The following is a 21,148-nucleotide window of genomic DNA, read 5'->3' on the forward strand; positions in this document are numbered from 1 at the left end:
GCCCACTCGACGAGCGCGTACTGGCGCGAGCCGTTGTCGTGGTCGAAATCGTATCGCGCGACGAGACTGTACTTCTGTTGATCGAGCCCGTGGCCGGCGCGGATCTCCGGAGAGGTCACGTGCGCGATGCTGCCGCTCAATTCGGTGTGCGGCAGCGGCAGAAGCGTGAGACGCGACGACCACGAGTCGCCAAACCGTCCCCAATTCGGCGCGGCACCCGGCCCGGTCGGCTCGTCGCCGTTGAACACGCCCACCTCGCCGATGACCGGACCGTAGCGGACCGCGCCCACGAGGAGAACGCGCTCCAAGATCTGGCCGAGGTGGTGGTTCACCGGGTACTTCTCGAAGGGGCGCGTCATCGGGTCGTCGCTGCCGAACGGAGCAAACCCGCGTCCAAAGAAGAGTGACGCGTCGAAGGGCGGACGTTGCGCGGTTCCGTCCTTCGGAAACTCCACCCCAGCCAGCAGCTCGTGGATGTACGCGTGCGGATGCCGCCGGTCGACGAAGCCTTCACCGGACGCGCCGGTGACCAGCTCCCCGCGCTGCATGGTGAGTCCCTCGAGATTCAGCGTCCCGATCCCGCGGAGCGATCCCCACTTGGCGTGCGCCATCGCGATCGGCTGCGCGAGGTAGCCCTCGGTCAGATCGGCGCGCGTCGCGGTCGGGTCGGCGCGTGTCGCCACGGGCACCAACTGCGCGCCCGCCTCGATGCTCTGCGCAGAGGAGTCGCGCACGGCGAACAGCGTCGCTAGCGTGACGAGATGGAGAATCCGCATTCGGCGAAAAGTAGTGTTGGCGCCGATGAACTGCGGGCGACCGTCGCTCTCGCGGTGCCCGTCGTGCTGGTGCAGCTCGGCTTCATGCTCATGGGCGTCGTCGACACGCTCATGGTCGGCCGAGTCTCGGCGCGCGTGCTCGCCGCGGTGGCGTTGGGGAATCTTTACTACTTCAACGTGACGATTCTGGCGACGGGCAGCCTGATGGCGCTTGACCCGATCGTCGCGCAGGCCGTCGGCGCGGGCGAGTCGGAGTCGGTCGCGCGGGCGATGCAGCGCGGCTTGATCATCGCGGCGGGATTCTGCGTACTCTGCGCGCTGTGCATCGCGCCGGCACCGACGGTGCTGACCACCCTCCGGCAGCCGCCCGAGATCGTCCCCGACGCGTCGACGTATTTGAGAATCTCGCTCATCGGGCTGGCGCCATATCTCGTGTTCGTGGTGCTGCGACAGAGCTTGCAGGCGATGCACCGCGTCGCGCCGATCGTGTGGACGGTGATCGTCGCCAACCTGTCGAACGCGGGCTTCAACTGGGTTTTCGTGTACGGACACTTCGGGAGTCCTGCGCTGGGCGCGGCGGGAAGCGCCATCGCCACGGCGATCAGCCGATGGCTGATGCTGCTGCTCCTGCTGGCCGGCGCGTGGCGCGAGCTGCGGCCGTTGATGTTCCCGGTTCGAGACGAGATTGGCTCCTGGCCGGCCCTCTCGCAGATGCTTCGTATCGGCCTGCCAATCGGGGCGCAGCAAGGGCTCGAGGCGGCGGCGTTCGGCGCGATCGGTTTGCTCATGGGTGTGCTCGGAACGATCGAGATGGCGGCGCACCAAGTCGCGATCACGCTCGCGGCGTTCACCTTCATGGTGCCGCTCGGCGTCGGCTCGGCGACCGCGGTGCGCGTAGGGCGGGCAATCGGAGCGGCGGACATGCCCCGCGCACGGGCGGCCATCCGCGCGTCGTATCTGTGCGGCGTGGGTTTCATGGCGATCACCGCGATCGCGTTCATCTGGGTGCCGCACCTCCTGGCCGCCGCGTTCACTCCGGACGTCCGCGTCATCGCGCTCGCGTCGACGCTTATTCCGATTGCCGGCGTCTTTCAAATGTTCGACGGCGGACAGGCGGTCGGCGCGGGCGTGTTGCGCGGCGCCGGCGACACGAAGGCGCCGCTCGTGACGATGCTCGCCAGCTATTGGCTGTTCGGCGTTCCCGTGAGCGCGTATCTCGGATTTCGCACTTCACTGGGCGCCGCGGGGCTGTGGTGGGGATTCGTCGTGTCGCTCGCCGGCGTGGCGATTTTTCTCTTTCTACGAATTCGGGTCGTCTTCGCGCAGTCGGTCGGCCGCGTTCGCGAGCAGTAGGGCGTCGATCGCCTCGGCGGCGCGCTCGAACCGCTCGGTGCGGTTGCCGGTCATCGCGGCGACGGGCGCGCCGGAGTTGTATACGGCGGCGCGAAAGAGGCGCTGCATCTCCTCGCGCATGTGGCCGCGGTCGCGAATGCCATCCGCGATCCACGGCACGTCGATCTCGCACAGAAGGTAGAGGTCGGGAGCACGTTGTCGCGCCGCTTCCGCGATCCACGCCGGACATTTGCCGAAATAGTGCTCGCAGTAGACGACGGTGCTGAGCAGGTCGGTGTCCTGCACGACCATCGAGTTGCCGCGCGCGATCGCGGCGTCCTCGAGCGACATCTGTCCGCGCGCGATCGGACCGTGATCGGAGAATTCGATAACGCCGTGTCGCGCCGCGGCAAATTCGCGCACGAACTCCGGCACGAGCTCGGCGCGATAGTGCCGCGCCACTTGCTCGGCGAGCGTCGTCTTGCCGGTGGACTCCGAGCCGGTGACGACGACGCGCACCGTCACGCCGTCGCGGTCTCCGACGCCGGCACCGCCAAAGAATCGCCGCGGCTCGCGAGCGACTTCTTCCATGCGATGTGCCCCATCACGGCGAGGATCAGGTAGATCGCGTAGTTGCCCGCGGTGAGGTAGAGGCCCTTGAAGATGAACATCCCGATGTAGACGACGTCGACGACGATCCAGAGCGTCCAGTTCTCGAGCATCTTGCGCGTCATCAGGTACTGCGCCACGAGGCTCGTCGTGGTCGTCGCGGCGTCGACGTAAGGCAAGGCCACGCCCGAAAGGTGCGACGTGGATGCGCCGAGGATCGCCCAGGTGGCGACACCGATTCCCGTCAGGATTCCCCAGAGTCGAGCCGGCGTCCTCGAGACCTTGAGCGTCGTACGTCCTTTGCCCCCGTACAGCCACTCGTACCAACCGTAGAGCGACAATGCGAAGTAGACGACCTGCAGTCCCATGTCGGAGTAGAGACCGGCCGATTGGAACAGCGCGAAGTACAGCGCGACGTTCACCAGCGCGGTGGGCCAGCTCCAAATGTGCTCTTTGACGCTGAGGAGCACGCTCACGACGCCGAAGATGACGGCGACCAGCTCGAGACAGCTCGAGCCGTGCGCCGTGAGCCACGCGCAAAACGCACCCATCGTCAATTTCCCAGACCAACGCGCTTCATTGCTTGGCGCCGGCCCGGTCGAGGAGCGCCTTCACCGCGGCGTCGAGCTGTGAATCGCGGCCGGTGTAGCTCTCACCCACGGGCCGCCGCACGAGAACGTCGACCGCGCGCGGATGCATTTCCATGTCCTTGCCCGCCGCGTCGGTGATTCGCTCGAAGGGCACGCGGACCGACGACGATCCATCGAGCAGGCCGAAGTCCGAGGTAAAGATGATCCAGCCGGCCGTCGGTTCGCCGACCACCGGCCCGAGCTTGAGCGAGCGATAGCCCTCCGTAAAATCTTCCGCGTCGGACAGCGAGTGCATGTTGGTGACGAGTGCCGTCGGCTTCTCGAGGGAACGCTGCCCGACGACCGACCGGCCGCCGCCGGTGCCGAAATCGCGTGGCGTGAACTGCAGGTAGCCGCGCCGCGCGAAGACGTCGATCGCGTAGGGATTCACGAAGCCGCCGTTGTTGTTGCGAATGTCGACGACGACGCCCTGTTTGTCGCGGTTCTCGGTGTCGAGGTCGACGTACAACTGCTGAAGCGAGCCGGCGCCCATGTCCTGCATGTGGACGTAACCGAGCGTTCCGCCGCTCATCTTCGCGACGTACGCGCGGCGGCTCTCGACCCAATCGCGGTAGACGAGACCGCGCTCGGTCGCGAGGTTGATCGGCCGAATCGCGATCGTGCGCGCGCCGGCGCCGTCCGCCGTGCGGCTCACCGCGATCTCGACGCGCCGGTTCGTCTTGTACAACAACAGCGAATCGAGATTGACGGAGCCGTCGACCCGTACGCCATCGACGGACTGGATGTAGTCACCCGGCGTGACGTCGGCGAGGGCGGCGGGGCTCAAGTTCAACACTTCGACGATGCGCAGCTTGCCGCGTTGCTCGTATTCGGCGCGATCAAAGCGAAGGCCGAGCCGGCCGACGTTGGGCTGCGGCGAGAAGCTCGGACCGTTCACGCCGGAGTGTGAGGCGTTCAGCTCGCCGACCATGAGCTTCATGATGCGCCGGAGATCCTCGGTGCTCTGCGCGCCGGCGGCGTACGGCTCGTACCGCTTCTCGACGGCGGGCCAGTCCACGCCGTTCATGTGCGGCTCGAAGAAGTTGCCGGCGAGAATGCTCCATGCCTCGTGGAAAACGGCGAGCTTCTCACGCGCGAAATCGATATCGAGGTCGGCCGAAACCGCGATCGTTCGCACGGCGCGCGAATCGACGTTGATCGCGGCCAGCCGTCCGTTCTCGAGGTAGTAGACCTCTTTGCCGTCCGGGCTGAACTGCGCGTTCTGCTTGAATCCGGGCGTGGACGTGAGCTGGCGCGCAACGGCGGGTCCACTCGCCAATTCGTCGAGCGAGAACGTGTACAGGTTCGCCTGTCCCGCGGCGGCCGCGTTCAAAAGCGCCGTCTTGCCGTCGGGGCTGATGACGACCGTGCGCACATCCACGCCGATCGGCAGGAAGCTGATCCGCCGCCGGATGTCATCGAACACGACCCGCGTCGATTTTTTCGCCGCGCCCCGGGCCGAATCGCTGCGCAGCGTCGCGCTGTCACGCTGCGGCGGCGCGGGCTGCGGCGCCGGTTGAACGGGCGTTCCCGGACGCGTCGGCGCGAACAGCTCGCGGAATTGATCCTCCCGGAACTGGGGCGTCCTCGGCACCAAATCCACGCGCGCGAGCACGGCCTGTTCCGTGCGCTGCGATGAATCGAACAGTAGGTACGTACCGTCGGGGCTCCACGCAATCGAATTGCCGAACGCATTCGACAAGAACGAAATGGGCTTTCCGCCGCCGCCGTTCACGGAGGCGATGTTCGGATTCTGGAACTGACCGGCGCCCACGTTGAGATAGGCGATCCATTGGCCGTCGGGCGACCACGCGATCTGACGCTCCGACAAGAACGGCGGACGATCGAGCTGCCCGGCGGCGACAACGCGGTCTTGCTTCGTCGCGACGTCGATCACGCGGAGCTCCTTCCCACCGCGGTCGAACGCGATCGACCTGCCGTCTGGAGACCAGGCGGGCGAAACGTCGTCCAGCGGACCGTCGGTGAGCTTCGTTTCGGTGCGGGTGCCGAAGTCGTACACGAATAGGTGCGCCGACCCGTCGCGGCTCGACACGTAGGCCAGGCGCCGGCTGTCCGGCGCCCATGCCAGCTGGAGCTCGAGCTCCGGAGTCGTCGTGATGCGCGCGGCCTCACCGCCGTCGCGCGCCGAAGCGGCGAAGACGTCGCCGTGCGCCACGAACGCCACCTTCTTGCCGTCGGGCGAGAGCGCGAGCGATTGAAAACCTTGCGCGAGCACTTGATGCTCGACGATCGGCGCCGTCGCGGCGCCGCGCAGCGTGATCGGAACGCGGGTTGCCTTGCCCGTCGCGACGTCCAGCGACCAGATGCCGAAGTCGCGCTCGAAGACGATCGCTTTGCCGTCGTATGCGATCGTCGGCCAGATCACGCGGCCGTCGGTGAAGGACGTGACGGCCTTCGCGGCCCCACCGCCGCTCGCCGATGCCGTCCAGATGTTCTCGCTGCCGCTCTTGTCGGACACGTAGTAGAGCGCTTTCGCGTCGGCGCTCCACATCGGCCATGCGTCGCGCGCGTCGTCCTTCGTCACCGCTTCGTAACGCGGAGATTCGCCGCTCAAATGCACGAGCCAGATCTGGCTTTCGTCGATGTGGCTGTGCCCCTTCCGCCACCAATCCGTCGAGGTGCGACCTGTCCCTGTGAATGCGATGGTGTTCGCATCGGCCGGCGACGGCGCGGACCAGTACTCCTGCGTGAACCGGTCCGCGCTCACGGCCATCGGCGTGCCGCCGGTCGCGTTCACGCGGAAAATGTCATTCATCCCGTTCACGTCCTGACTGCCGGACGAGAAGTAGATCCATTTGCCGTCTCGCGACCACGCGTCGAGCTGTTCCGACACGTCGTCGAACGTCACGCGATCCAGGCGACCCGTCGCCAGCGTGAGCACGTAGATGTCGCCGTTCCCCGTGCGCGTCGACATGAACGCGAGTTTGGTTCCGTCCGGCGAATAGAGAGGTCGTGAATCGTACGCCGGATGCGACACCAACAGCCTCGCTTCACCGCCGCCGGCCGGAACCGTCCAGATGTCACCACCCGACACGAACGCGATCTCGCGCCGGTCCGGCGAGAGCGACGGCTCGGACATCGCCGACAGCGGCGTCACGGGCGCGGTTTTCTCCGCGGGCGCGTGGGGGAGCGCCGCGATCAGAAGCCCTGCGCCACAGAAAAGATTGACCGGGGACGAGATGGAGACTGCCATCGGACGCGCTCGGCGAAAGAGAAGTGCCTCCAACATAGTGCGCGCACCGGCAGGTCGCGGAAGGGCGGACGCTAGGTTTCTGTTCGCAATGTTGCAACGCGTCGATCCGCAGCGCCCCGACGAGACGATCATCGCCCGCGCCGCCGACATCCTTCGCCGCGGAGGCCTCGTGGCCTTCCCGACCGAGACAGTTTACGGACTCGGCGCCGACGCCCTCGATCCCGCCGCCGTCGATCGAATCTTCGCCGCAAAGGGGCGGCCGCTGTTCAATCCGCTGATCGTACACGTCGCGGACGCCGACCACGCGCGCGACGTCGTTGCTGTGTGGCCCGACAGTGCCGAGCGCCTGGCTCGCGCATTCTGGCCCGGACCATTGACGCTCGTCCTTCCGAAGCGTCCTGAAGTTCCTTTGAGCGTGACAGCCGGTCTGGACACTGTGGCGGTTCGAGTGCCCTCTCATCCCGTCGCGCGGGCGCTTCTGCTGGCCGCGGGCATCCCCATTGCCGCGCCAAGCGCGAACCGATCGACTGGAGTGTCACCGACCACGGGATCGCACGTCGAAAAATCGCTCGGCGACGCGGTCGATCTCATCCTCGACGCAGGCGCGACCACCGTCGGTATCGAATCCACGGTGGTCGACCTGACCGTCGATCTCCCGTCTGTGCTCCGCCCCGGAATGATCACGCGCGATGACCTGGAACGCGTCCTCGGCAAGCTCGGACAAGGGCGACACATCGTCGAGTTTCGCCCGCATGAGCCATCGCCTTCTCCCGACGCCGGGGATGCGCCGCGACGATCTCCCGGCATGCTCCACCTGCACTACGCCCCGCGGGCCGCGCTCGTCCTTCGCACGCGAGCGAACCTGGGTCGGCTGTTCGACGCGGAGGAGAGTGCCGACCGGCGCGTCGGCGCGATTCTGATTACCGAGGCAATTCCGTCAACGGGAACGCGGCGCGTGATTGTCCTCGGCGACGATCCCACGCGCTACGCGGCATCGCTGTACGCCGCGCTTCACGAGCTCGACGAGGCCGGTGTCGACGTCATCGTTGTCGAGAGGCCGCCGGAAAACCCAGAGTGGACCGCCATTCTCGACCGCCTCAACCGCGCGCAGCACCGCTGATCGCTCTTCGAACGCCGTCTCGCCGAGCGTTTTGTCGTGCCATTCGGAGACACGGGTAAACTGAAAGGCAAAACGGGTGGGACTGAAGAGCAAAAACGGAAACTGCGAAGGCCCTTCTCTTCGTCTCGAAGCCTCGGCGTGCGAAAAAGATCCGCCTGTTCATCTCGCCGAATTGATCGCGCCTAGAACACGCTCTGAAACGCAACCAGCACGAACGTCGCCGCCGGCGGCGAGAGGACGTTGGGAAACGTCTGTCGAATCACGTTGACCGCGAACTTGGCGACGGATCCATCGAGTTGGCAGCTGGCTCCAACGGTCAGTTGTCGCTCGAGGCCGTCCGTGAGACCCGTCTCATGCTCGAGGTCTCGGTCCCACGAATCGAATCGCGTCACGAACTGAAGGAGGTTGTTCGGCCGAAACGCGCCGAGCGTATACCAGCCGAACCGGTGAAGGCCACCGTCGCGCGCCGACATCGTCTCGGCGCGAAGCGTGAATCGAGCGTCGCGATACTGAACCTCCGACCCGGCACGCTCGCGGCGCTGCGCGAATACGCCGGGCTCGTACGCGCCCGAGCCGCCGAACTCCAGCTCGGGGACGAGAAGGATGTGGTAGGCGACGCGGCCGACGACGGCCTTCTGGGCATTGCCGTCGATGATGCCGACGTCGTCGCCCGTTCCGTTGAACACGCCGCCGTGGTACTCGATGCCCACCGGCGTAAACCCGTTCGCCGACGCGCCGGCGTCGCGAACGTCGCCGAGTCCGGTGGCGCGCGAGCGCTCGACGATGAACATCGCCCGCTCGATCGTTTCGACCGACGACGTTGGAATCGTCCCCTCGAGCGACAGGGGGATGATCTGTTGGCCGACGTCCGCGCTGAACGACTTGCTCTGCACCCAGGTGATGGCGGCGTCTTGCAGCATCCGCGACCGCTCGTCCGCGCTCGCCGCCGTCAGTGCTTTGGCATCGATCGTGTCACCGTTGGCCAGCACGAGGGCGAGCGCTTTGGCGGCGTCGAAACCGATCCGCCAGCGCACATGCGGCGACATCTGGCCGTTGAATTTCAGATCGGCTTTACGCAGTCGAAACCCGTCCGTCGTCGTGGGATCGCCGGAGCGGTAGTACGTCTGGATGAAGCCGTGGATCTCGGGCGGCACCAGAGCGACGCGCGCGATGACCGAATCCTGCGCGCTCGCCGAACGCCAGCCTCCTCCCACACCCGCGAGGACGAAGGCCGTGAAAAAACCTGCGGCATGCGCCCAGCGGACGCGGGCGCTGACGTTGAGCATGTGCGATCTGTCGAGGAAGCAGGGCCGTGGTGGGAGTCGGCCCCGGCGTGACGCGAGCCGTCGATCGTGCAGTATGTTAATGCGTCTCAGCTTTTTCCGGTGGCGTGACGAATCCGCCCCGCCTGTTGGAGTCAATTGAATCCCCCACCCACTATGCGCCGCTCGATCTTCGCCGTTGTCGTGCTTTCGACGCTCGCGGTCTCGTGCAAGCAACATGGACCGGAGTCGTTACGCTCCGGCGATTCGTCGTTCACGAAGCTCGGCTCTCGACTCCCCACCGGTGTGCGGCTCGACCCGGCGGCGTCGCTCTCGCCGATCGGACCAATGGCGTTGACGATGCGCTTGACGCCCGAAGGCAATCGCGTCGCGGTGTCACTCGGCGGCTACGCGAAACAGGGCGTGCAAATCATCGACGTCGCGAGCGGCCAAGTCGTGCAAGAGCTGCCGCAGGGCTCGGCGTTCGTCGGTCTCGCCTTCTCGCCGGACCGACGCACGCTCTACTCGTCGGGCGGGAACGACAACGTCATCTACCGCTACGACTGGCGCGACGGACGCGCCTCGCTGCGGGACAGCATCAGGCTCGGCGTGCGGCGGCCGCGCGAGACCGTTCGCTATCCGGCGGGCATCGCGGTGTCGCCGGACGGTCGCACGCTGTACGTCGCCGAGAATCTCACCGATTCACTCTCCGCGATCGACGCCGCCACCGGAGCGGTCGTTCAGCGGCTCGCCACGGAGCGGTATCCATACGACGTCGTCGTGGACGCTCGCGGCACAGTCTACGTCTCGGCGTGGGGCGGCAACACGGTGTCTGAGTTCCAGCGCGCAGCTGACGGGTCGTTGCGCGATGCGGGACGCATTCCTGTCGCGCGACACCCGTCCGCGCTGCTGCTGAGCGGCGACGGCGGCCGTCTGTTCATCGCGTCGGGTAGCACCGACCAGGTGGCGGTTCTCGATACCAAATCGAAGAAGGTCGTCACTCGCTTGCTCGATCCGCCGCCCGCCGGACCCGGCGAGGGCGCGACGCCGAATGGCCTCGCGCTGTCGGCGGACGGCACTCGCCTCTTCGTGGCCGAGGCGGACGCGAACGCCGTGGCGGTATTCAACCTGTCGTCGAGCGCGTCCGGCGTCGCGACGGCATCCGGCGACGACAAACTGGCCGGACGAATTCCGGCCGGCTGGTATCCGTCGTCGCTGCTCGTGGTCGGCGACCAACTCGAGGTCGCGAGCGGCAAAGGACGCGGATCGGTTCCCAACCCGAAGGGTCCGAATCCGGAGGTCGGCCGCACCGATGAGTATTCTCTCAACACGATCATCGGCGCGGTGATGAAGGTGCCGTTGTCGGAGACGACCGGCGAGCCGCTGTCGCGATACACGGCGCGAGTCGCGTCAGCCAACGGATGGACGCGGGGCGCCGTCCGCTCGAAGTACCCGCCCTTCGAGCACGTGATCTACATCGTCAAGGAGAACCGCACCTACGATCAGGTGTTCGGCGACGACACCAAGGGCGACGGCGACTCGAGCCTCGTGTTCTTCCCGCGCGCGCTCTCGGTGAACCACCACGCGCTCGCCGATCGCTTCGGGCTCTTCGACCGTTTCTTCGTCAACGCCGAAGTGAGCCCCGACGGCCACAATTGGTCGATGGCCGCGTACGCGACCGACTATCTCGAGAAAACGGTGCCGTCGAACTATTCGGGGCGCGGCCGATCGTATGACTACGAGGGCACGAACCGCGGCAGAATTCCCGACGACGACGCCGCTGAGCCGGCGAGCGGCTACCTCTGGAATCTGGCGGAGAAGAAAGGCATCACCTATCGCAACTACGGGGAATTCGTCGTGCCGTCGCGCAACGCGTCGCCCGACGATTTGCCGCCCGGCTATCGGGGCAACAAGCCGTTTCTGCGCGCGCACACGAATCCGCTCTATCCGGGATTCGACCTCCAGATCAAGGACCAGCATCGCGCCGATGTCTGGATCGACGAGCTGAAACAGTTCACGGCGAGCGGCGTGATGCCGACGCTCGAGACCGTGCGGCTTCCGAACGACCACACGTCGGGCGCGATGGCGGGACGGCCGTCGCCGCGCGCCGCCTACGCGGACAACGACCTCGCCCTCGGTCGCATGATCGAGGCGCTGTCCAAGTCGCCATTCTGGAAGAACACCGTCGTGTTCGTGCTCGAGGACGACGCGCAGAACGGTGCGGATCACGTCGACGTGCATCGCTCGCCGCTGCTCGTCATCTCCGCCTACAGCCGCCCCGGAACGATCCATCGATTCGCCAACACGACCGACGTGTTACGCACGATCGAAGAGATCATCGGACTCGGCTCGATGTCGCAGTTCGATTACTTCGGACGGCCGTTGCGCGACATTTGGGCCGAGTCGCCGGACCTGCGTGCCTACAGCGCGCTCACGCCGGCCCAGTCGCTCGACGAAATGAATCCGTCGGGGACGCGCGGAGCGCGCGAATCGGCTCGGCTCGACCTCGACATCGAGGACGCCGCGGACGAGGCGCTCTTCAACCACATTTTGTGGCGGACCCTCAAGGGCCCGAACGTGCCGTATCCCGGCACGCATCGCGTTTCGGCCCGCGAGCTCAAGCTCGGCGGCGCGCGGTAGTCGAGTCGAGATTGTGATCGCGTCGCGCGTCGGCGCGACGTCGCATCACGTCTTGTGGCGGAAGATGATTCGCCCGCGCGTCAGATCGTACGGCGAGACTTCGATCGTGACGCGATCGCCCTGCAATACACGAATGCGAAAACGGCGCATGTTGCCGCCGAGTGTGGCCAGCACGTTGTGACCGTTGGTCAGCTCCACACGAAACGTCGCGTTCGGGAGGACCTCCGTAACCTGCCCTTCCAGTTGTATCGGTTCTTCCTTCGCCATGAAACCTCGAGATTCGGGGCGGCCTCGGACGGCCTGAATAATAGGAGGGTCCGAGAAGCCCGGTAAGACGAGTCCGTCACGGCTTCTTCTTCGTCTTGTCGACGTTGTTCCCGATCACCGCGCCGACGATTCCGCCGACGGCCGCGCCGATCAGACCACCTTTGACTTTGCTGCGGCTCGCGGTCGCGCCGATCACGGCCCCGGCGGCGGCACCGATCGCGGCGTCACGCTGCGTGTGCTTTTCCACTCGCTCGCTCGGCGCGGGCGCGCTGCGCGAACTCCGGACCTCACCGGCCGCGCTCGACGAATGCCCGACGCTCGAGCGCGTGTGAGTCGTTTGGTATGCGTTGCCACCCGACGGGGCCGCGCGCATCCGCTGGCTCTCGATCGCGGAAATGCTGTCGAGCGAATCTCGTTGATGGGCGGCGAGGGCCAGGTCGCGGTTGAGCGACGTATCGGCGGCCGCGTTCTGGTTCCCCTTGCAGCCGAGTCCCGCTATCGACAGCACGAACGCCGACATGATCAACATCGGAGTCATGCGTTTCATACGATCCCCCTGTCGTTTGTTCACGCTCGCGTCTGCCTAGAGGGCAGAGGATGTGCCAGCTGAGCGATCGGATCGCATGTGCCGGGTGACGCGGGTCACGGATCGCGCTTTTTCGCCGGCCGATTAGCTTTTGTCGCTGACCGGGGTGCCTGCCCACGAAGGGCGCAGGCTGAGAGAGTCCCGTAGAACCTGATCCGGCTAATACCGGCGTAGGGAGTCAGACATGATCTTCCATGCTCGCGCGACGCGTCGGCGTCGCTCCCGAGCGGCCATGGTGCCGCTCGCCGTTCTGCTCGTGCCCAGCCTGCTCGTCTCGCAGCAGCGCTCCGCCTCAGTCCCCTCCGACACCGCTCGTCGCGACTCGAGCCGGGTTCAACGTCTCGAGCGCGTAATGATCTCGGCGCTTCGCGGGTCGGGCGCGGCGATCATCTCGCAAAAGACGTTGACCTCGCAGGACCTCGCGCCGCGCTACTTCGGCCAGGATGTGCCGTTGCTGTTGCAAGGTGCGGCGCCGTCCCTCACGTCGTACGCCGAGACGGGGAACTACTGGGGGTACAGCTACATCAGGCTGCGCGGCATCGACCAGTCGCGCATCAACCTGACGCTCGACGGCATCCCGCTGAACGATCCCGAGGACCAGGTCCTCTATTTCGCCGACTTTCCGGATCTCGCCAACAGCCTCGGCTCCGTGCAGGTGCAGCGTGGTGTCGGCACGAGCAGCAACGGGACCGCGGCGTACGCCGGATCGATCAACATGGAATCGTTGCCGATCTTCGGCGGACAGCGCGGCGCGGAATTGCAGCTCGAGGGCGGATCGTTCGGCTCGAAGCGCGGGAGCGCGGAGTATCGCAGCGGCCTCACCAGCGATCGTCTCGCGCTCTACGTTCGCGTCTCCGATCTGAAGACCGACGGCTACCGCTATCACTCGGGTGTCGAGGGCAAATCGGCGTTTCTCAGCGCGGGGTATTTCGGCGACCGTGACATCGTGAAGGTCACGGCCACCACGGGGACGATGCGCGACACGATGGCGTATCTCGCGGTTCCGGTCACGGATCTCGACACGAACCGGCGAATCAATCCGCTGACGCCGGAAGAGCGCGACGGATTCGGGGAGCGGATCGCGGCGCTGTCGTATACGCGCCTGTTCACTGCCGCGTCGTCGCTCACGACGACCGCGTATCGAATTTCGGCGAGCGGCGACTACGACGTGCAGCTCGCGCCGCTCACGCAGTTCAATCTCGATTTCGTGTGGTACGGCGTGACGAGCGACTGGAGTCTGCGCCGCAACGGCTTGAGCGTCGACGTCGGCGCGAACGCGAACGACTATTCGCGCGACCACTTCGCCTTCCAGCATCCCGATCTCCAGAATCCGTTGTACTTCAACACGGGACACAAGGGCGACGTGAGCGGATTCACGAAGCTCGGGTACACGGCCGGACGCACGACGCTGTTCGGCGACCTGCAGGTGCGGCACGCGGAGTGGCGCTACCTACCCGACGCGCACGCCGACATCCCGACCGAGTCGATCGCGTGGACGTTCGTGAACCCGAAGGTCGGCGTCACTCACGTCGTCAACCGGTCGACCTCGCTCTACGTGTCGTACGGCGCCAACACGCGAGAGCCGGCCCGCGGCGACATGCTCGCCGGCTTCGACAATCTGGACACGTCCAACGTCGCTTTCGTCGGCGATCTGCATCGCGTGAAGCCGGAGACCGTGCACGACCTCGAGTTGGGCACGACGTTTCGCACGCGCACGATCGACGCGCAGGCGAACATCTACTCGATGAACTTCCGCAACGAGATCGCGCCGATCGGGCAGCTCAGCTACATCGGGAATCCGCTGCGCGAGAACGTCGCCTCGAGCTACCGCCGCGGGATCGAAGGCGACGTCACGTATCGCGGAATCGCGCACTGGCTCTTGACGGCCAACGTCTCCGCGAGCACGAACCGCATTCGCGACTACACCGACTCGACCGGCGACACGCCGCTGACGTACCACGACGTGCAGCCGCTTCTGACCCCGCGTTTCATGACCTACGAGCGCGCCGCGTTCGCCCCGAGCGAGAATCTCTGGCTGGCGCTCGAGACGCGCTACACGGCCCGATCGTTCCTTCAGAACACCGACGACCCGCTCTACGTCCTCCCGGCGTCGTTCAACGTCGACGCGAGTGTGTCGTGGCACGTGAAGCAGTACGAGCTCGTCGGCCGGATCAACAACCTGCTCGACGGCAAGAAGTACGGGAGCGGCTACGCCGGCGACGGCGTCCCCGACTTCTACGTCCTGCCCCCGCGCAACTTCTTCGTGACGTTAAAGCTCGATTTTTGAACGATTTGGCGGAAGAACGGCCGGATTTACGCGGAACCTGCAAAGAGCTTTGAACAACCCTTAAGTACGCGTGTCCGTTACTGCGGATAAATTCTCGTCCCTAATGCCGCATCGACAATTGATTCGTGGACACAAGCCGATTCACCGACGCATCCGGTCGAACGAGACTGGTTCTTGATCTTGTTGTTTCCGCGCACATCCGGCTGTTCTTCCGCGACATCCGCGTTCAGTTCCAAAATCATAGATCCTGCTTAACGAACCAGGATCACGACACGCGCAAGACGACTTTGCCGAACGTCGCGTTGCCGGCGAGCCGCTCGTGGGCTTTGGCGACGTCGGCGAGGTCGAGGACCGTGTCGATCGTCGGACGGAGCGTCCCGGAGGCCACGAGGGGGACGATGTCGCGCGTGAACGCGGCGGTCACCGCGCGCTTCTCGTCGACGGAGCGTGAGCGCAGAACGGTGCCGATCAGCGTGAGACGCTTGCCGAGGACCATGCCGACGGGGATCGACGCGGTGCGGCCGGCCACTGTGCCGATGATCATGATGCGGCCCTTCGATGACGCGGCGCGGATGTTCGCGCCGACATAGTCGCCGCCGACGAGATCGAGCACGACCGGCACACCCTTGCCGCCGGTCCACTGCTCGACCTGCGCGACGATCGCTTCCGGGTCGCCGGCAACGACGATTCCGTCCTCCAGTCCGAGCCCGCGGGCTCGCTCGATCTTGTCGGCCGTGCGCGCCGTGCCGTACGGCGTCGCCTGCCACGCGCGCGCGACTTGCGTCGCGGCGAGGCCGACGCCGCTTCCCACGGCATGAATCAAGACGCTTTCTCCGCTCGCGACCTGAGCCTGTGTCACGAGCGCGTCGTGCGCGGTCATGAACGCTTCGGGGATCGCGCCCGCGTCGGTCCACGAGAGCTGCCGTGGGATGGGCGACGCGCAGCCCGAGTCGACGACGAGAAACTCGGCGTGGCCCCCGCCGGCGGTAATCCCGAACACTCGTGCGCCGACCGTCCACGCGCCGCCATCGTCACCGAGCGCGGCGACCTCTCCGGCGAACTCCAAGCCGGGAATGTCGGCCGGCGCGCCGGGCGGCGCGGGATAGCGGCCCTCGCGTTGCAATAGATCCGCGCGATTGAGCGCCGACGTGCGAACGCGCACGAGAACCTGGCCGCGGCCCGGCTTCGGCGTCGGCCGCTCCTGCACCTCGAGCACTTCGGGGCCGCCGGGGCGCGTGATGACGACGGCGCGCATCACCGGCGGAACCGTTGCGTCACTCACGGGACGATGACCGGCGGCGGCCCGGGGATCGCCGGAACGTTCAGTTCTTTGAGCAGGGCGTTGAACGATGCGACGTCCGTCCCTTCGACCGATCGGAGCTTCGCGAGATGCGCGTCGATCTTGGGGCGGAGATCCTGCAGGATCGCGCTTTCCTGTTTCGTCGGACCCGCGTCGGCGCTCTGCACCATCCCCGCGAGCGACAGCAGCATGTTGTAATAGCGAATCGGGTAATGGAGCGTGATCTCGTCGGCGTGCGAGTGGATCTCGACCAGCGAGTCGCGAATCGTTTCCAGCGTCGCATGGATCGGCTTGGCGGCGTCGGCGACGCGCTTCTCGTAGGACTGCCCCTTCGCCGCCGCGACGCGATCGTCCAGCGCGTGCTCGAGCTCGAGGATGCGTTTGGCGGCGTCGGAGACTTCGTTCGTCTTCGTCTGGACCGCGAGCGCGAGCGCGAGCTGCGCGTCGTAGTCGGCCTGGGTCGTGGTCAGTCTCGGGTCGCCGCGCACGGCGACCGTGCTCGTGAGCGTCCGCCCTTTGCCGATGAGCCGTACGGTGTATGTACCCGGCGCGGCCACCGGCCCCAGCGTCGACCCCTCGTCGTTGACGACGTCCTTCGCCTCGCGCGTCGCGGGATACCGCAGGTCCCACACGAACCGATTCAAGCCGGCTCGCGCCGTCACGATGGAGTCGCTGGGCGCGAACGCCAGCGTGTCGTTCAGCAGCTCGCGCGAGCCGCGCACCTTGAGCGACATCGTGTCGGTCGGCTGCTTTCCGGGGCTCGTGCCCTGTGCGTGAGCGGAGTCCGCGCCCATGCGAGCGAATGCGGCGGACTTGACCGAGTCGGGCGGCGCCGCGCTCGAGAAATGGCGAATCACCTTTCCGCTCGCGTCGAGGAATTCGAGCCGCAAGCTGTCGCGCGGATCGAGCCCTCCCGCCGCAGAGGAGAGCCAGTAGTCCACGATCACGCCAGCCGGCGGATTCTCGCCGTCGGTCGTCGTACGGAAGTGCCCGGCGGCGAATCGAGTCGCCGTATCAGGCGTGAACAGATGGATGGCCGCGCGGCGCACACTGTCCGCCAGCGTCCGCAGCGGCGACACGTCGTCGAGCACCCACATCGCCCGGCCGTGCGTCGCGGCGATGAGATCGCTGCCCTGCACCTTCAGATCGCGAACGGACGCGCGCGGCAGGTTGAGCTGCAGCGGTTCCCAGTGCGCGCCGTCGTCGCTCGAGTAGTAGACGCCCGTCTCCGTGCCGGCGTACAGCAGGCCGCGACGCACCGGGTCCTCTCGAATGCTTCGCGTGTACGCGCCGTCGGGAATGCCCGTGTTGATCGCGGTCCAGGTGCGGCCGAAATCCGAGGTCTTGTACAGGTATGGTTTGAAGTCGTCGAGTTGGTAGCGGTTCGCCGCTACGTACGCCGTCGCCGGATCGAAGTGCGACGGCTCGACGATCGAGACGCGCGTAAACCTCGCCATCGCCGCCGGCGTCACGTTCGCCCATGTCGTGCCCCGGTCGCGCGTGACGTGAATCAGTCCGTCGTCCGATCCGGCCCAGAGGATGTCGCCGGAGCGCGGCGACTCGGCGAGCGCGAACACCGACGCGTACCACTCGGTGCCGGTCATGTCGTAGGTGATCGGGCCGCCGGCGGGGCCGAGCGTCGTCGGATCGTGGCGCGTCAGATCGGGGCTGATCGGCTGCCAACTGTCACCGTCGTCGGTGGACTTGAAGATTCTGTTCGCCGACGAGTACAGCACGCGTGGGTCGTGCGTCGAGTAGACGATCGGGTACGTCCACTGGAAGCGATTCGGCACGTCGCGCGCCGGCCACCCGTCGTAGTTGTTCAGCCAGACCGAGATGTCCTTCGTCTGCTTCGTCTTCACGTCGTAGCGCGTCATCGTGCCGGTGTACGTCCCGGCGATGACGACGTTCGGATTGCCGGGCTTCGGTGCGATGTAGCCCGATTCTCCGCCACCCACCGGCCACCAGTCCGATTCGTCGATCACGCCGTTGTCGGAGCGGCTCACAATCGACACCGTCGTGTTGTCCTGCTGCGCGCCGTAGATGCGATACGGCCACTGGTCGTCCGTCGCGACGTGATAGAACTGAGCCGTCGGCTGGTTCATGATCGAGGACCAGTTCGAGCCCCCGTCGAAGCTGATCGTCGCGCCGCCGTCGTTGCCGCTGATCATCCGGCGTGAATCCTTCGGGTCGATCCACAGCGCGTGCGTGTCGCCGTGCGGAAGCCGCAATCGCGTGAACGTGCGGCCGCCGTCGGTCGACTTCCAGGTCGACAGGTTCATCACGTACACGGTGTTCGTGTCGGCCGGGTCGGCGGTGATCTCACCGTAGTACCACGGCCGCACCATCCATTTCTGGTCGCCGTTCGTGCGCTGCCACGTCGCGCCGTCGTCATCGCTTCGGAAGATGCCGCCCGTCGAGTCCTCCGGCGGACACTCGATCGTCGCGTAGACACGCTGCGGGTTCGCGCGCGACACCGACATGCCGATGCGGCCGAGCGGATTCTTGGGAATGCCCGGCGCGCCGCTGATGTCACGCCACGTGTCGCCACCGTCCGCCGTCTTCCATAGACTTCCGTTCCCGGCCGTGAATCCCCACGGCGTGCGCTGCATGTGCCAGAGCGCGGCGAAAAGGATTCGCGGATTCGACGGATCCATCTCGATCTCGGCGGCACCCGTCGAGTCGTTCGTGAAGAGCACGCGCTGCCAGGTTTTGCCGCCGTCGGTCGAGCGATAGACGCCGCGGGTGCTGTTCTTACCGCTGGCGTGTCCGAGCGCCGCGACGAACACGCGATCGGGGTCTCGTGGATCCACGACGATCCGCGAGATGTGCCGCGCATCGTCGAGGCCGAGGTGCGTCCACGACTTTCCGGCATCGGTGGAGCGATACATGCCGTCGCCGTACGTCCAATCTTCGCGCAAATCGGCTTCACCGCCGCCCGCGTAGACGACGTTCGGATCGGACGGCGCGATGGCGATCGCGCCGACGCTCGCGATCGACGAAACGCCGTCGGTCGTGTTGTTCCAGCTCGCGCCGCCGTTGATCGTCTTCCACACTCCGCCATCCACGGCGCCGAAGTAGAACACGTCGCGCTTGGTCGGGTCGCCGACGACGGCGACTGCGCGTCCGCCCCTGAAGGGGCCGACGAGCCGCCAGCGAAGGCCGCGCAGCTCGCGCGCGGCTGCCGCGTATCGTGACGAATCGAGCAGACCGAGCGTCGCCTCGCGCGCCGGCGCTCGCTGCGCCGCGATGATCGCGCATGGCGCGGCCGCCGAGGCCGCGAGAAACACGAGGGAGAGTCCAGCGACTGCGAGGGGAGCGAATCGGTGGGCCATGTTGGAACGGTCAGTTGTGGACCAGTGAGATTCTATCGTCGTCGCCTGTTTCGCGCCGGAGGCGCGGCCGCGTTCCCGGTCGGCGGCCATGCGACGACCGCCGGTTCGCTCTCGACGCCGGTCGCGCTGATCGCCGTCACCGCGATCTCGTTCGGGTTCGAGCTCGACATCGAATCGACGGCGATTTGGGTGGCGGCGCCGGGCTGGAGCTTCGTCGTCCAAACGCCCCCCGCGCCGCGCACCTGAACGAGCCACCACCGGGGCGGGGCGGCGGCGGCGGCGTTCGAAATCACCGTCACCGTGGGCGCGGAGGGCGTGGTCGCTAGCGATGGGGACGGCGGCGCGGCGGCGCCGAGCCACGTGAAAGCGGGCACCAACGCCCGCTGCGCATAGTCTCGCGCGAGACTGCGCGCGAGACGTTCGTTGTCCGCAAGCAACGCACTCAGGCGGAAGTGTACATGACCGGGTGGATCAGCCGAGCCGGCGCGTGCATCGCGAATGGTCGTGATCTGTGTTTCGATTTCGTCGATCGGCCAGCTGTCGAATCCACCGTAGACTTTCGACGTGTAGAGGCCGGGCCAGACGAACCGGTGCATGGGATTCTCGGTGCGCCACCACGAGTCGAGCGCTCGGAAGCGATCCTGCGCGCCGTCGACCTGCCAGTAGAGTTGCGGCGCGATGTAGTCGACCCAGCCCTGGTTGAGCCAGCGCCGCGAGTCAGCATAGATCTCGCTGAAGGAGTCGAGTCCTGTGATGCCGGCGGGCGATCCCGGTCGCCAGATGCCGAACGGACTGATGCCGACGATCATCGCCGGCTTGATCGCTTTCACGCTCTTGTAGAGCGACTGCACGAAGTCGTCGATGTTGGCGCGGCGCCATGAGTCGCGGTCGCCGAACCCGTGCCCCGCCCCGTACCGCTTCCATGAGCGCCCGTCGGCGAAGTTGATCTCTTCGGTGACGCGGATGCGCTTCTTCTTCACTCGGCGGGTGTACGTGCGCGTCTCGCGATACGGATAGAAGTAGTCGTCGATGTGGATGCCGTCGACGTCGTAGCGGCGAGCGACGTCGAGAATCGTCTCGAGCACGTACTTGCGCGCCGCTGGGTTGCCCGGATCGATCCACGTCTGCTTTCCGTACTTCACGATCCAGTCCGGATGCTGTCGTGTGACGTGCGTCGAGGCCGGCTTGCCGGGCACGCCCGGAAGTATTGCGCGGAACGGGTTGAACCATGCGTGCAGTTGCAGCCCGCGTGCGTGCGCCGCTGACACGGCAAACGCGAGCGGATCGTATGACGGCGACGGACCGACGCCCGACTGTCCCGAGAGGAGCGGCGACCAGGGCGCGTACTTCGTCGGGTAGAATGCGTCGCTCGCGAGGCGGACGTGGAGAATCACCGCGTTCAATCCGATCGCCGCTGCGTCGTCGAGCAGTGCGATGAGCTCCGCACGCTGCGCGTCCGGCGAGAGTCCCGGCTTCGACGGCCAATCGCGGAAACCGCGATCGTAGATCGGCGTCACCCACGCCGCGCGAAACTCGCGCGGTACCGCGGGCGGCGGCGCGAGTGGTGGCGCTGACGCAGAGGTATTCGCCGGCGGCGCGCCGGAGGGAGCGACCTGTGCGGCGGCCAACGACGCGGACAGGGCCGCGTGAACGATGACGAGGGACCGGGTGAGCATCGCGTGCAACATAAGCAAGGATCGCCGCGCTCGCGGAACCCTGGCACGAACAGTGCTCTATAAAGAGCCGGCGATACCGCGAGAGGGAGACCGCGCGAGCGGCTGAAGGTGGGGC

14 protein-coding genes and 1 riboswitch are annotated in these 21,148 nt (G+C 66.4%); of the genes, 4 read left to right on the plus strand and 10 right to left on the minus strand.

Annotated features, from left to right (window positions below; genetic code table 11):
* Positions 1-776 (minus strand): hypothetical protein (locus VGQ44_06825; GenBank protein ID HEV8446513.1); only part of this gene is annotated, 776 nt, incomplete at its 3' end.
* Between VGQ44_06825 and VGQ44_06830 the strand changes: the two genes are divergently transcribed.
* Positions 762-2,129, plus strand: coding sequence for an MATE family efflux transporter (locus tag VGQ44_06830; GenBank protein HEV8446514.1), 1,368 nt, complete (start codon positions 762-764; stop codon positions 2,127-2,129). The genes VGQ44_06825 and VGQ44_06830 overlap by 15 nt on opposite strands.
* Here VGQ44_06830 and VGQ44_06835 read toward each other — a convergent pair.
* From VGQ44_06835 to VGQ44_06845, 3 genes are read right to left on the minus strand one after another with little or no spacing between them, the layout of a single operon-like run.
* Positions 2,076-2,633 carry an ATP-binding protein gene (locus VGQ44_06835; GenBank protein HEV8446515.1) on the minus strand — a complete coding sequence of 186 codons (558 nt, stop codon included), beginning with the start codon at positions 2,631-2,633 and terminating at the stop codon, positions 2,076-2,078. The two genes, VGQ44_06830 and VGQ44_06835, sit on opposite strands and share 54 nt — an antisense overlap.
* Positions 2,630-3,268: a nicotinamide riboside transporter PnuC gene (pnuC, locus tag VGQ44_06840; GenBank protein HEV8446516.1), complete on the minus strand. Its 639-nt coding sequence runs from the start codon at positions 3,266-3,268 to the stop codon at positions 2,630-2,632. The genes VGQ44_06835 and pnuC overlap by 4 nt, the downstream gene beginning before the upstream one ends.
* A 25-nt stretch (positions 3,269-3,293) precedes the next feature.
* Positions 3,294-6,560 (minus strand): S41 family peptidase, encoded by a 3,267-nt coding sequence (locus tag VGQ44_06845; protein HEV8446517.1) that lies wholly within the window; start codon positions 6,558-6,560, stop codon positions 3,294-3,296.
* An 88-nt stretch (positions 6,561-6,648) separates the two neighbouring features.
* Between VGQ44_06845 and VGQ44_06850 the strand changes: the two genes are divergently transcribed.
* A complete protein-coding gene (locus tag VGQ44_06850; protein ID HEV8446518.1) occupies positions 6,649-7,680 on the plus strand; it encodes an L-threonylcarbamoyladenylate synthase in 1,032 nt (343 codons plus the stop codon).
* 182 nt (positions 7,681-7,862) lie between these two features.
* On the opposite strand, the gene VGQ44_06855 is transcribed toward VGQ44_06850, so the two are convergent.
* Positions 7,863-8,966 (minus strand): hypothetical protein, encoded by a 1,104-nt coding sequence (locus tag VGQ44_06855; GenBank protein HEV8446519.1) that lies wholly within the window; start codon positions 8,964-8,966, stop codon positions 7,863-7,865.
* A 153-nt stretch (positions 8,967-9,119) separates the two neighbouring features.
* Here VGQ44_06855 and VGQ44_06860 point away from each other — a divergent pair, with 153 nt between their 5' ends.
* Positions 9,120-11,582, plus strand: a complete 2,463-nt coding sequence (locus VGQ44_06860) for an SMP-30/gluconolactonase/LRE family protein (GenBank protein ID HEV8446520.1) — start codon at positions 9,120-9,122, stop codon at positions 11,580-11,582.
* Between the two features lie 45 nt (positions 11,583-11,627).
* Here VGQ44_06860 and infA read toward each other — a convergent pair whose 3' ends face one another.
* Both infA and VGQ44_06870 read right to left on the minus strand, forming a co-directional pair.
* On the minus strand, positions 11,628-11,849 hold the full coding sequence (gene infA / locus VGQ44_06865; GenBank protein HEV8446521.1) for a translation initiation factor IF-1: 222 nt from the start codon (positions 11,847-11,849) through the stop codon (positions 11,628-11,630).
* A 76-nt stretch (positions 11,850-11,925) separates the two neighbouring features.
* A complete protein-coding gene (locus VGQ44_06870; protein ID HEV8446522.1) occupies positions 11,926-12,396 on the minus strand; it encodes a YMGG-like glycine zipper-containing protein in 471 nt (156 codons plus the stop codon).
* Positions 12,397-12,527: 131 nt separating this feature from the next.
* A riboswitch (TPP riboswitch) is annotated at positions 12,528-12,629 on the plus strand.
* On the opposite strand from VGQ44_06870, the gene VGQ44_06875 reads away from it, so the two are divergent.
* Positions 12,620-14,722 carry a TonB-dependent receptor gene (locus VGQ44_06875; protein HEV8446523.1) on the plus strand — a complete coding sequence of 701 codons (2,103 nt, stop codon included), beginning with the start codon at positions 12,620-12,622 and terminating at the stop codon, positions 14,720-14,722. Its footprint overlaps the riboswitch before it by 10 nt.
* A 265-nt stretch (positions 14,723-14,987) precedes the next feature.
* Here the strand turns inward: VGQ44_06875 and VGQ44_06880 are convergent, their stop codons facing one another.
* From VGQ44_06880 to VGQ44_06890, 3 genes are read right to left on the minus strand one after another with little or no spacing between them, the layout of a single operon-like run.
* A complete protein-coding gene (locus tag VGQ44_06880; protein ID HEV8446524.1) occupies positions 14,988-16,004 on the minus strand; it encodes an NAD(P)H-quinone oxidoreductase in 1,017 nt (338 codons plus the stop codon).
* Positions 16,001-19,357 (minus strand): glycosyl hydrolase, encoded by a 3,357-nt coding sequence (locus VGQ44_06885; protein ID HEV8446525.1) that lies wholly within the window; start codon positions 19,355-19,357, stop codon positions 16,001-16,003. The genes VGQ44_06880 and VGQ44_06885 overlap by 4 nt, the downstream gene beginning before the upstream one ends.
* 32 nt (positions 19,358-19,389) lie before the next feature.
* On the minus strand, positions 19,390-21,033 hold the full coding sequence (locus VGQ44_06890; GenBank protein HEV8446526.1) for a family 10 glycosylhydrolase: 1,644 nt from the start codon (positions 21,031-21,033) through the stop codon (positions 19,390-19,392).
* Positions 21,034-21,148: the final 115 nt, after the last annotated feature.

The sequence above is a fragment of the Gemmatimonadaceae bacterium genome, assembly GCA_036003045.1.
Classification (GTDB): domain Bacteria; phylum Gemmatimonadota; class Gemmatimonadetes; order Gemmatimonadales; family Gemmatimonadaceae; genus JAQBQB01.

Coding starts and splice junctions, on each gene's coding strand:
- VGQ44_06830 (HEV8446514.1), top strand. CDS start 762: ATGGAGAATCCGCATTCGGCGAAAAGTAGTGTTGGCGCCGATGAACTG.
- pnuC (HEV8446516.1), bottom strand. CDS start 3,268: ATGGGTGCGTTTTGCGCGTGGCTCACGGCGCACGGCTCGAGCTGTCTC.
- VGQ44_06845 (HEV8446517.1), bottom strand. CDS start 6,560: ATGGCAGTCTCCATCTCGTCCCCGGTCAATCTTTTCTGTGGCGCAGGG.
- VGQ44_06850 (HEV8446518.1), top strand. CDS start 6,649: ATGTTGCAACGCGTCGATCCGCAGCGCCCCGACGAGACGATCATCGCC.
- VGQ44_06855 (HEV8446519.1), bottom strand. CDS start 8,966: ATGCTCAACGTCAGCGCCCGCGTCCGCTGGGCGCATGCCGCAGGTTTT.
- VGQ44_06860 (HEV8446520.1), top strand. CDS start 9,120: ATGCGCCGCTCGATCTTCGCCGTTGTCGTGCTTTCGACGCTCGCGGTC.
- infA (HEV8446521.1), bottom strand. CDS start 11,849: ATGGCGAAGGAAGAACCGATACAACTGGAAGGGCAGGTTACGGAGGTC.
- VGQ44_06870 (HEV8446522.1), bottom strand. CDS start 12,396: ATGAAACGCATGACTCCGATGTTGATCATGTCGGCGTTCGTGCTGTCG.
- VGQ44_06875 (HEV8446523.1), top strand. CDS start 12,620: ATGATCTTCCATGCTCGCGCGACGCGTCGGCGTCGCTCCCGAGCGGCC.
- VGQ44_06885 (HEV8446525.1), bottom strand. CDS start 19,357: ATGGCCCACCGATTCGCTCCCCTCGCAGTCGCTGGACTCTCCCTCGTG.
- VGQ44_06890 (HEV8446526.1), bottom strand. CDS start 21,033: ATGCTCACCCGGTCCCTCGTCATCGTTCACGCGGCCCTGTCCGCGTCG.